7 protein-coding genes and 3 riboswitches are annotated in these 11,883 nt (G+C 45.7%); of the genes, 3 read left to right on the forward strand and 4 right to left on the reverse strand.

Features of this window, described 5'->3' with window-relative positions:
* The 4 genes from WS34_RS09405 to WS34_RS09420 all read right to left on the reverse strand — a co-directional run.
* Positions 1-589 (reverse strand): hypothetical protein (locus WS34_RS09405; protein ID WP_046404442.1); only part of this gene is annotated, 589 nt, incomplete at its 3' end.
* An 80-nt stretch (positions 590-669) separates the two neighbouring features.
* Positions 670-1,233, reverse strand: coding sequence for an RNA polymerase sigma factor (locus tag WS34_RS09410; RefSeq protein WP_046403176.1), 564 nt, complete (start codon positions 1,231-1,233; stop codon positions 670-672).
* 12 nt (positions 1,234-1,245) lie between these two features.
* Positions 1,246-3,315 carry a beta-N-acetylhexosaminidase gene (locus WS34_RS09415; RefSeq protein WP_286693697.1) on the reverse strand — a complete coding sequence of 690 codons (2,070 nt, stop codon included), beginning with the start codon at positions 3,313-3,315 and terminating at the stop codon, positions 1,246-1,248.
* A 17-nt stretch (positions 3,316-3,332) separates the two neighbouring features.
* Positions 3,333-5,660, reverse strand: coding sequence for a glycoside hydrolase family 20 protein (locus WS34_RS09420; RefSeq protein ID WP_046404473.1), 2,328 nt, complete (start codon positions 5,658-5,660; stop codon positions 3,333-3,335).
* Between the two features lie 232 nt (positions 5,661-5,892).
* Positions 5,893-6,085: riboswitch (cobalamin riboswitch) on the forward strand.
* Positions 6,086-6,139: 54 nt separating this feature from the next.
* Here WS34_RS09420 and WS34_RS09425 point away from each other — a divergent pair.
* The 3 genes from WS34_RS09425 to WS34_RS09435 all read left to right on the forward strand — a co-directional run bounded on the left by WS34_RS09425 (position 6,140) and on the right by WS34_RS09435 (position 11,862).
* Positions 6,140-8,344 (forward strand): TonB-dependent receptor, encoded by a 2,205-nt coding sequence (locus WS34_RS09425; protein ID WP_046404444.1) that lies wholly within the window; start codon positions 6,140-6,142, stop codon positions 8,342-8,344.
* A gap of 255 nt (positions 8,345-8,599) precedes the next feature.
* Positions 8,600-8,794, forward strand: a riboswitch (cobalamin riboswitch).
* Positions 8,795-8,983: 189 nt separating this feature from the next.
* Positions 8,984-9,904 (forward strand): sirohydrochlorin cobaltochelatase, encoded by a 921-nt coding sequence (locus WS34_RS09430; RefSeq protein WP_046404446.1) that lies wholly within the window; start codon positions 8,984-8,986, stop codon positions 9,902-9,904.
* A 266-nt stretch (positions 9,905-10,170) separates the two neighbouring features.
* Positions 10,171-10,364, forward strand: a riboswitch (cobalamin riboswitch).
* Positions 10,365-10,401: 37 nt separating this feature from the next.
* Positions 10,402-11,862, forward strand: a complete 1,461-nt coding sequence (locus WS34_RS09435) for a PepSY domain-containing protein (protein ID WP_046404448.1) — start codon at positions 10,402-10,404, stop codon at positions 11,860-11,862.
* Positions 11,863-11,883: the final 21 nt, after the last annotated feature.

The following is an 11,883-nucleotide window of genomic DNA, read 5'->3' on the forward strand; positions in this document are numbered from 1 at the left end:
CGACGATATACTCTCCCGAAGGTGGCACAACCAACTCGTTGTAACTAGATTTTCCATCATTATTAACCTCCCCATCGTATCGCAGTACACCCTCTTCTACACGAATCGCCACGCCATCTTTACCGACCGTTTGTTTTGTCAAAATAGAATCCAGTACGATCTGTTCACCATGGCTCAGCCGCAAGGTCACGGCAGCCTGTCCCGGTAAGACCTGAGTAATAGCGGACATATTATCAGGCATCATCTCCTGCAAACCGTTCGTGTACCGGAAATACAATCCCACACCCAACAACACGATAAATATCGCCGCGTAGCGGGTGAGATATACCAGACGTCGTTTATTGTTTTTCCGCTTATTTTGTCGGAATTTATCTATGTACCGGTTCAGGTCATGCCGATATATTTCCTCCGGCAATCCCCCGATACCTTCCGTACGGTCAAACTTGGAAATCCGGTTGTAAAAAGCCCGATGCTCCGGGAGAGTGTCCAACCAGGCATTCAGTTGCTCCTGTTCTTCTTGTGTCAAATCTTCAGTAAGACTCTTCTTGATTAGCGTCCATTCCAAAGATTCGTCTTTCCCCTTTTTCATTATTTTTAGATATAATTTCTATTAAGACACTTCAAAAAGGAAAAAAGTTAAGACAAAATATTACTTTTTGGGGAAAAGATTTAAAATAAAGCAAATAACAATAGACGGTCTTTCAGGTAAGGCAGTTTTTCCCGGATCATCCGGATTGCTCCATTCATTTGAACCTTGGCACTATTTTCCGAGATTCCTAATTTCTCGGCAATCTCCTTAAATTTGTAATCCTCCGTGACACGTAAACGAAAAACCTCTTTCATCCCCGGGGGCATCTTATCGACAATGACCTGCAACTCATCCAACACGGAGCCTTCATCGATCGCGTCTACGGTATCCGAATACAAATGGGCTTCCAGTACATTCTGTATATACGAGTCTTTGATTTTCAAATTCCGGAGGAAATTCAAACAACGATTCCTTACCATCACAAACAAATAGGCTTTTACCGAAGTCGTTATATTCAGTACCTCGCTTTTTTCGAGAAGATCCATGAACAAATCCTGTACGATATCATGAGCAGCCTTGGGATCGCGTAAATAATTGGCAGCGAAACGATACAAACGGTTATAATATTGCTCGAACAAGAAAACATAAGCTTTCTCTTCCCGGTTCTTTAACCGTTTCACGAGCAAAATATCGTTTTCATCCATACATTATCATTTTTACTTCACGATGATTTCGTCCGTGAACAACCAACCGCGTAAATCCTTGTCCGAACGGGTCTGGTAACGCACGTAACGGGTCGAGGCACATCCTGTCCAACCGAAGTTTCCAAAGCAGACCGGTTTTTCTTTCGATACCTTGTATTCCTCTCGCTTCGCTTCCACGAAATTCTTCCCGTCTGTCGAGAAAGAAACGATCACCTCGCACGGCAAAAACACCTCAGGATTCACCACTTGAATAAAAGTTGCCTCCACGGAAGTTATGCAAATGGCCTTCCCCAGGTCGATAGTTACATCGAGGCGGTCCCGCGATATAAATCCCTGCCACGCGCCATCGGAATACGTCCATCCCCCGCGAATACCATCTGTCAGGGTCTTATCCCCCTGTGCTTTGTAATGTTCGTTATAAGGAGCATTGTACACCACCGGCTTCCCCAATGCCAAATGAACGACCTTTTCCTTTGCTTCGGGACGTTCCCCTAACTCTTGCTCCAGGGGAAAAGGATGGTACCCCCGGTCACGCAACCATCCGATCTCCCGGCATACCCGCCTGCGAAAATCAGGATATGACTTGTTGGCAGGTGCACTCCACGCCACTTCAGCGATAGCCAACAAACGGGGATAAGCCATATATTCGTAATGTTCATCGGTAGGGATATACTCCGCCCACAAATTGCCCTGCACGCCATAAATCAATTTCGCCTCTTCCTCTGTGAACGCGGGAGATGCCGGGTCATACGAATACACGTTAGCCAGTGGCAAATACCCCCCGCTTGCTTCCGGCTGAAACTGCGGTGCATCCTGGTAACTATCCAGATAACAAAATTTTCCGGGAGTCATCACGACACGATGCCCGGCTTTCACGGCCCTTACTCCGCCTTCCTCGCCCCGCCACACCATCACCGTGGCATTCGGAGCCAACCCGCCTTCCATGATCTCGTCCCATCCCAACAACTTACGCCCGTGGCCGTTCAAAAACTTCTCCACACGGCAAATCAGATAACTCTGTAATTCATCCTCGTTCTTCAACTCCTCGTCCGCCATCCGCCGCCGGCATTTCGGACAACTCTTCCATGCCTGTTTGCCAGCCTCATCGCCCCCGATGTGAATATATTCCGACGGGAAAAGCGCCATCACCTCGGTAAGTACATTTTCCAGAAAAGTAAACGTTTCCTCGTTACCCACGCAAAAATCAGACCCCTTATAAGGTTCACCCGCACACGATAAACCGGGATAAGCCGCCAATACCTCTTCCGAATGGGCAGGCATCTCTATCTCAGGAATTATCGTGATATGGCGTTCCGCCGCGTAACGCACCAACTCCCGGATATCCTCCTGCGTGTAATACCCGCCTTGAGCGGCAGGATCCTCCCGCTCGCAATACTTGCGTCCATCGGCAGTATTCCACCATTTCTTCCATTCCGCTTCCGGGCGCCACGCTGCAAAACTTGTGAGCCTCGGGTATTTTTTGATCTCGATACGCCAACCGGCGGCATCCGTCAAATGCAAATGCAAGCGGTTCAACTTATAACGGGCCATAGCGTCTATCTGCTTCTTGACAAACTCCTTCGGGCGGAAATGACGCGAAACGTCTATCATGAATCCGCGGTACCCGAACCGCGGGGAGTCTTTAACCGTCACCGCCGGAACTGTCCAGCCTCCCCGTTTATCCGGCTTCATCAATTGCAGCAATGACTGCAAACCGTAAAACAAACCGGTTGCGGTAGAGGCCGATACCGTCACTATTTCCGGTTTAACTTCCAAAACATACCCTTCGGGATGAATGTCCGCATCGGATATTTTTTGAAAAAATACGACATCCTTGCCCGTATGATCTTTTCCGTGCCATTCTTGTCTCCCCGTAGATAACTCCGCTGCCGCGTAATTGACTAAACTTTCCTTCTCCGCTCCACTCAGATTGGTGTGCCATGCCGTAACTTCCGATATACGGAACTCTCCTGTTCCCGGGAGTACTTCCCTCGGGACAGGAATCACCCTTTCCTCCTGTGCCGACAATGTTCCCCAGACACCCAGGAACACGCTGAAAAACAGATTCCGTACAAACGACATATCTTCCGAATCTTTCTTTAATTCACTACTATTTCATCCACAAACAAAAACGCCGGGTAACCTTTCCCGGGATGCCAATCGGGCATTACATTCTCGGGAGAAGCCATAATCCGCATGTAACGGGCTTTCACCGGGGCAAATGTCTGCTTATGCACGTACAATCCGTTACGGTCGGATTCCTGCATCTCCGGGTATTCCCCGAAAAACACGCGCTCAAAATTTTTCCCGTCCTCCGAAACCTCTATGGCCACGGAACGCACGTCGAATATCCAATCCCCTTTTTCTACGCAATTGTGAAATGTCACGGAAGAGATTTCCTCAACCCGGCATAAATCGATCGTCACATCCATATCATTACCCCGGAAAGCGATCCAACGCCCCGTTTTATAATTGCCATTCCCCTGCAAACCATCGACAAGAGTCGTGATTCCGTTGAACTTGTACTGCTCGTTTATGGGCTGGTTAGCGACTATCGGCTTGCAAGTCGATTTGCCGAAAGTGATCTTTTCCGTCACTACGCGGCTGTTTCCTGAGGGACGCACCGCCATCGCCCGAAACGTTCCGCTTTGACTGACAGACAACACCCCCGCCGTCACCGGCGACTGAACCGTGGGTTCTGTCCCGTCCAGCGTATAATGAATCGGTGCGTCGTCAATCGTGCCCGTGAAAATATCCACCGTCCCGTTTTTCGTGTTAACGCGATAATCTGCCGTCACATCGAATATATGCTTCGCGTAATTATATCCCAGGGCATTGTACAAACGAGTCAGCCGCAACAATCGTTCTAGAAAATCAGCGTAATCTTTCTTCTCCGGTTGGCTCCACTGAATTTCGCAAAGAGCCGCCCAGCGCGGTAAAGCCATGTATTGTAATTGCGGGAAAGTGGTGATATATTCCGTCCAATGGTTCGCCTGCACGCCTTTGATAAACTTCTGCTCGTCAGAAGTGAGCATTGAAGGTATGGGTTCGTAACCATACACGTGTGCTAGCGGGGAGTAACCTCCATTCGCTTCCGGTTCTTCCTCGGTATCCTTGCTCTGGTAATGATTGAAATACAAGTAAGTGTCCGGAGTCATGATCACATCATGATATTGGCGTGCGGCTTCGATACCTCCACCTTCCCCGCGCCAGGACATCACCGTGGCATTCGGGGCCAAACCGCCCTCCAGTGTTTCGTCCCAGCCGATCATCCGGCGCCCGTGTTCATTTAAAAATTTCTCCGCGTGGCAAATAATAAAACTCTGCAAATATTCCTCCTTCGTGTGCCTGTCGTCACCTTTGATACCCAATGCTTTGATACGGGCTTGACATTTTGGGCATTTTTCCCATCTCACCTTGGGGCACTCGTCTCCTCCTACGTGAATGTACTCGGAAGGAAAAATCTCCATAATTTCTGTCAATACGTCATCGATAAAAGTCAACACGCTGTCGTTCCCTGCACAAAGCACTTCTTCGGACACTCCCCACATTCTCCACACTTCGTACGGACCTCCGGTACACCCCAAATACGGATACGCGGCTAATGCCGCCTGCATATGTCCCGGCAAATCGACCTCGGGGATCACGGTAATATAGCGTTTGGCGGCATAGTCCACTATTTCCCGTGCTTGCTCCTGCGTGTAAAAACCGCCATACGGCTTACCGTCATATTTACCGCTATTATGCCCGATCACCGTTTCCGTGCGACGGGAACTTACTGTTGTCAACTCAGGATATTTCTTTATCTCGATGCGCCATCCCTGGTCGTCGGTAATATGCCAATGTAATCGGTTCATGTTATGCAAAACCATCATATCGATAAACTTCTTCACCTCGTCTACCGTGAAAAAATGGCGGCACACATCGAGATGTACCCCCCGGTAACCGAAACGCGGCTCGTCTTCTATCCCGACAGCGGTTAATACGGGAACACTGTTCGCCTTTACAGGGATAGCCTTGCGCAACGTTTGTATGCCATAGAATACGCCTGCCTCACTTGCCCCGGCAATCACTACTCCGCTGGCAGACACATTCACACGGTACCCTTCCGGATTTTTAATACTCGAATCTAATTGTAACGTTACATTTTTCTTCCCGCGCGAACCGGTTTCCACCCGGTAATCCCGTCCGGTAGCCGCTTTCAGGTAATCCGCCAGAAACAAAGCGTTGTGGCGCATTGCCTCGTTCTCTCCCGGGTAAACAATACACACGCCATCATCCAACACGAATTCCCCGCCTGAAAAATTCTCCCGGATTTCCAGCGGGGCAGGAATAATTTCGTAACACGATTCACTCTTTTTCTCTGAACACGCTAAAAACCAGCCGGCTAAAGCAATCACGCTGACTGTTCTAAATAAATTTTTCATAATAACCATTTCATAACTACAAAAATAACACATGCAAATAAAATAGCAAACACGTGCCCAAAGTAATAGGAGAATAATATAAAACACCATCTCTTTTTTTACCGGTGTTTCGCTTTTAACAAGACCGGATTCGGTTCGGCTGTCGTTCCTGAGTCGTAGGCTTCCTGGGCGTTTCCCGGTAGTTCATTGAATAATTTCCCGGTTTGTTGCAGGAGATTTTTTTAATTTTTTCTACCTTTGTTGCAATTTTGGTGATGTAATAGATTTCATCCGTTACATAAAAGGGAATCCGGTGAGAATCCGGAATAGTGCCCGCTACTGTGAATCCCGTAATTGATAAGTTTCTTATGCCACTGTCCAATGGAGGATGGGAAGGTCGCTTTTCAGGGATAAGTCAGGAAACCTGCCAGAATTATACAGAAAATAAGCATTTCCGGGGTCAGAAATGTGATTGTTAAATATCTAATTTTCTATCATTAATGAAAAAGTGGTGTGCGCTGACAATCGTTTTGTTGTTTGTCGTTGGTCAGGTATGGTCGCAAACGACTATCAGCGGTAAAGTGGTGAGTGTTGAATCCGGGAATCCGGTAGATGGTGCCAATATCCGGGTAGACCATAGTCTTGCGGGTTGTTCGACCAATGCTAAAGGAGAGTTTATCCTTCGGAATCTGCCCGAAGGAATCCATGAGTTGCGGGTGACTCATGTCAGTTATGCTCCAAAATCGGTTACGGTAAAGAGCGGGGAAAGCCAGGTCGTTGTGCAATTGGAAAACAGCTACATCAATATCGGTCAGGTTGTAGTCACCGGAACGGGAACACACCGGCGGATGAAAGACAGCCCGGTGCCGGTATCGGTTATTACGGCTCAGGATATCCGGGAAGCCAACCTCTCGACCATGGAAGAAGTATTGACTAAGATGAATGCTTCGTTTGCTTTTGTGACGAGCGGTATGGGGACAACCATGAGTTTGAACGGCCTGAATGACGATTATATACTGGTGTTGGAAAATGGGCGCCGGCTGGCCGGGGATGACCGGATTTCCCGTATCAATGTCGCTAACATCAAGCGGGTCGAGATTTTGAACGGTGCTGCTTCGGCGCTTTATGGAAGCGATGCGATAGGAGGGGTGATCAATATTATTACCGACGATGCGAAGAATGTGATGCAGGTTTCCAGTGATACCCGTTATGGGAGTAAGGGGCGTTTCTCGGAGGCTGTGAATGCAGATTTTAATCAGGGTAAATTCGGTTCGTATACCTCTTATCAACGCTTGCAGGCCGACGGATGGCAATTGAATGCTTTGGAGGCTGCTTATGCGACGGATAAAGAGACAAAACGGAAATATCGTAATCCGGAAAAAGACAAGGCAACGGATAAGGAAGCTTCGACAGCCTTTTATTCCAATACAGTGAATCAACGTTTTACCTATGCGGTGAACGATCGTCTCACCCTGGGGATAAGGGGTACGTATTATAATTGGGAGAACGACCGGCCGGCATCGGTGTATAAATACAATATGGAGCATGAAACGTATACTTATGGCGCAGGAGCTAAATATATGATCAATAAATCTGCTTATATCGATGCCGATTTTTATTCCGATAATTTTACTTCGCGTTACGACTCGGTCAGTAAGCCCGGAGAAGCTTCCCGGGGGAAAGATACCCGGAAAAAAGTACATTATTACAATGGTTCGTTAAAAGGTATTTTTAAACTCGGACAGGCACAAAAATTTTCTGTGGGTATGGAGTATGTGAAAGAGACTTTGATGAGTGCTACCGATGATCTGGATGGGGAAAATATGTATACGATGGCTCTTTTCCTGCAGGATGAGATCCGGTTATGGAAGAATTTTCAGGCTGTGGTCGGGTTGCGGTATATCTATAACGAATTTTTTAAAAATTATGCTACTCCCAATGTTGCCTTGAGTTATAAGTGGGGCGACCTGAATTTCCGGGCATCTTATGCCTCCGGTTTCCGGACTCCTACCTTATCCCAGTTGTATGCCACGGATGTGGCGAAAACGACGGATATGGTGACGATTCCTAATTTTAACCTGAAACCCGAGAAAAGTGATTATTTTATGCTGAATGCAGAATACGTACACAATAGAATTTCGTTTTCTGTATCCGGATATATCAATAAAATCCGGGATATGATCAACTACCGGGGAATCGATCCGGCTATAGCCGAACAGTTGGGGTATGGTAAACACGATGAGGCCCAACAGCGGGATAATATAAGCCGGGCTGAGGTAAAAGGGGTAAAAGCAGTATTGAATGTATATGCCGGAGCCGGTTTTTCGGTGGGGGGAAGTTATCATTTTATGGATACCGAAGATAAGACAACTCAGGAACCGATCGATAAAAGTGTGAAAAATGTCTGGACGGCCAATGCCCGCTGGGGACACCGCTGGGGATTATATCATCTGAATGTCAACCTTAACGGTCGTATTCAGGAAGGGCGCTACTCCAAGACCTATTATTACGATCCTGCTCCCGGTTTTTCACAATGGGATCTGAATACCCGGCATTCTTTTAACTTGAAATCGGTGGTATTGGAACCGGGGTTCGGGGTGGAAAATCTTTTCGACAAAGTCGACGACCGCCCCTGGAATAGTAATTACTCGACTTTGAATCCCGGTCGTTCGTTTTATGTCAGTTTGTCTGTAAGATTCAGTTAGTTTATAAGGTCGAAAATTATTCTTCCGGCTAGTTATATTTAAGAAGTCGAAATATCCTGCTTTATACTTAACGGTGCCCACAGTTAAAAACACTAGTGACAGTTTTAATTGAACGGGCACCGTTCCTTTTTTATAGGAATTGTTGTAGAAAGATAGAACTTAGACTTATCAGACAAACCCTTCGACCTGTAAAAAAGAATGAAAAAACGAATAACTTATTAGTACTGTTTTTATTAGTTATAAACTTTTTTATATATCTTTGCAACCGATTATGGTAATACAGTATTTTTCTTTGCTGTTTAAAAGGGAATCCGGTTGGAATCCGGAACAGTGCCCGCTACTGTGAACCCTGTGTGTAGAAAAGCGTCTTACACCACTGTCCGGATGTAAGGATGGGAAGGTTGCTTTTCTGGGGTAAGTCAGGAGACCTGCCATGATTGTATAGGTAATAAAGCTTTTCCGGGGTCAGAAAAGTTATTATTAATGTCTTAATTTAATCGTTTCATGAAAAAATGGTGTATGCTGGTAACGCTATGGTTATTTGCCATCGGTTATGTGTCGGTACAAATGACAGGATCAGTCCGAACTAATTGTAGGATAAGAGGTATATTGGATCGTTGAAAATAAAATGATAATCATATGAAATATTTGTTTTTAGTAATAGCGTTGTTTATCGGGCCGGTGTGTATGGCCCATTCTGATGAAAATTTTATAAAATCGGATCTTTTCGGAAATTTAGGAGAGCGGGATAAGGCTGCCATCCTGATCATCCATTTCGGTACCACTCATGACGATACCCGGGTTTTGACAATCGATGCAATCAATGCAAAGATGAAAGAAGCTTTTCCAGGTATCGAAGTCCGGGAAGCCTGGACCTCCCGGATTATCCTGAAGAAATTGAAGGAAAGGGGAGTAGAGCGCCTGAATCCGACCCAGGCACTCATTCAGCTGCATGAACAAGGTTATACGCATATTTTAATACAATCTACGAATATAATCGAAGGTACCGAGATGAAAGAATTGCGTCGCGAAGTGGAAGGGCTTTCGCTGAATTTTAAAGATATTCGTGTCGGAAATCCTTTGTTGTATGCTCCTGAGGATTATGCCGTGGTTGTGAAGGCAATTACAGGGGCCATGAATCAGGCTGATAGAGGTGGACAAAAATTATTGGTGGGCCATGGAACACCCGATCCTGCAACAGCTTCGTATGCTATGTTCGATTATATGCTGAAAGCGGAAGGACATCCGGAATATCATGTCGGAACTGTAGAAGGGTATCCGGAATACGAAGACGCTTTGCGGCTATTGAAAAACGGAAAATCCAAAACATTGACTTTGGCCCCCCTGATGTTTGTTGCCGGAGATCATGCTAAAAATGATATAGCAGGCGAATGGAAGGAAAATCTTGAAAAACAGGGTTATAAAGTGAATCTTTACCTGAAAGGGTTGGGAGAAAATCCAACTGTTCAGCAACTCTTCATCCAACATGCCCGGTTTGCTGCCGGACATAAAGCGGTGGATATGGCTACCAGGAAAAAGGGGTATATGCAGGGAAAATAAAAGGTCGATTCTTTTTGCGGAAACCCGCAAAAAGAATAATGGACAGATGTCAATGGACGATGGACAATTATTGGAAGCTTTGCTTCCATCAAAAGACAAAGAAGGGAAGAAGATGAGAATGTAACCATTGATAATCAATCCGATAGGATCTATTCCTTGGGTGTATTGTTTCATTGTCAATTAACCAGGTGCCCGCAGGGTCCCATGACTTTATAAATATTATGAAATTTATAGATTTTCAACTAAATTAAACGAACGTTTTATTTGATATCTCTTAAGTTTTCGGTGAATTTTATGTTTTCTGCATAAAATGAGAGGGAATCCGGTGCAATTCCGGAACAGTGCCCGCTACTGTGAGGTTCGTATAAGGTGAAAAGTTTTCTTACAACCACGGTCGACGCGACTGGAAGGTTACTTTTCTGGACTGAGTCAGGAAACCTGCCGAAAATAATAATAATGCTATTCCCGTGGACAGGAATAAGATTATAGATAAAAACATGTTGACAAAAATTTTCCGAAAAATTCATCGGATACTCGGTTTATTACTCAGTATCTTGTTTCTGATGTGGTTTATCTCTGGGATTGTAATGATTTATCATAGTTTCCCACGGGTAAATCAGAAATTGAAATTAGCCCGTCAGGAGTCTCTGACAGGTCCGCTTCCGGCTGTAGATTCTTTATTGCAGGTACTGCCCGACAGTAGTCGTTTAGGAGGTTTGTCTGTAGATATGTATCTCGACCGGCCGGTATTTCATCTGAAAGGGCGGCAATTACCTGCCGGTTTGTATGCCGATTCATTGCAGGTTGTCGGTAAACCTGATTTTAACGAGATTTGCCGGATTGCCGGACAATTGGGTGGATCGGTTGCTTATCGGGTAGATTCCTTAAACCGGTTGGATCAGTGGATTCCTTTCGGTTATTTGACCAAAGAATTTCCGATTTATAAGTTTTCGTTCGAAGATGATGCCCGGCAAGAGATGTATATATCTTCGAAAAGCGGTAAAGTGTTGCAATGGACTGACCGGAATTCCCGCTTTTGGGCTTGGCTGGGGGCTATTCCTCATTGGGTATATTTTACTTCTCTACGGCAAAATCAAGCGCTTTGGATTAATTTTATGATCTGGGCGTCCGGATTGGGAGCTATCATGTGTTTCACCGGTTTGTGGATCGGGATTTGGGTATTTTGGAAAAACCGGAAGAAAGGGTTGCGTTCGCCTTATAAAAAATGGTGGTTACGTTGGCATCATATCACCGGTGTTGTTTTCGGTGTTTTTGCTCTGACATTTGTATTTAGCGGAATGATGTCGCTGGTGGATATTCCTTCCTGGATGCAGAAAGGTAAAACCAGGAACCGTGAAGTACGTTTTCGGGGACGTGAGGGGGGAATGTTGGCCGCCGATCTGTATGCCTTGGATTACCGGAAAATCGTGGATAGTCTGTCTGATGTGAAAAGTATCGAGTGGGCATCCTTTGGAAAATATCCTTATTATGTCGTGAATTCGGGCAGTAAAAAACAGTTTATCGATGCTGCGGATACGAGCCGTTTGTCGCCTTTTACCCTGACCGAAGAGATGGTGCGTGAAACGGTTCGTGAAATTCACGGTCAGGATACCCCTTATACTTTGGAATGGATGACGGATTGGGATGATGATTATTTCTCCCGCCGGAATATGCTGACACTTCCGGTGTATAAAGTGGTGATAGACGATGAATTGCATACCCGCCATTATTTTAATCCCGAAACTTTATACCATCGGCAAATCGATGATAATGGACGTTTGAGAGGAGTTTTGTATAGTGGATTGCACAGTCTGAATTTTAAATTTCTGGCCGAACGTCCGTTGTTATGGAACGTTGTGATGTATGTGTTGATGCTCGGAGGAACTTTCCTTTCTCTATCCGGGGTTGTGTTGACTTTCAAGTGGTTGGGAAGAAAAATCCGGAAATTATTCCGATAATCTTATAGATAAAGCAATAGA

Origin of the sequence: Odoribacter sp. N15.MGS-14 (assembly GCF_000980245.1) — a bacterium.
Taxonomy (GTDB): Bacteria; Bacteroidota; Bacteroidia; order Bacteroidales; family Marinifilaceae; genus Odoribacter; species Odoribacter splanchnicus.

What these genes read in the sequence shown, in the direction of transcription:
- WS34_RS09410 (WP_046403176.1), bottom strand. Translation starts at nt 1,233, where the DNA reads ATGGATGAAAACGATATTTTGCTCGTGAAACGGTTAAAGAACCGGGAA.
- WS34_RS09415 (WP_286693697.1), bottom strand. Translation starts at nt 3,315, where the DNA reads ATGTCGTTTGTACGGAATCTGTTTTTCAGCGTGTTCCTGGGTGTCTGG.
- WS34_RS09420 (WP_046404473.1), bottom strand. Translation starts at nt 5,660, where the DNA reads ATGAAAAATTTATTTAGAACAGTCAGCGTGATTGCTTTAGCCGGCTGG.
- WS34_RS09425 (WP_046404444.1), top strand. Translation starts at nt 6,140, where the DNA reads ATGAAAAAGTGGTGTGCGCTGACAATCGTTTTGTTGTTTGTCGTTGGT.
- WS34_RS09430 (WP_046404446.1), top strand. Translation starts at nt 8,984, where the DNA reads ATGAAATATTTGTTTTTAGTAATAGCGTTGTTTATCGGGCCGGTGTGT.
- WS34_RS09435 (WP_046404448.1), top strand. Translation starts at nt 10,402, where the DNA reads ATGTTGACAAAAATTTTCCGAAAAATTCATCGGATACTCGGTTTATTA.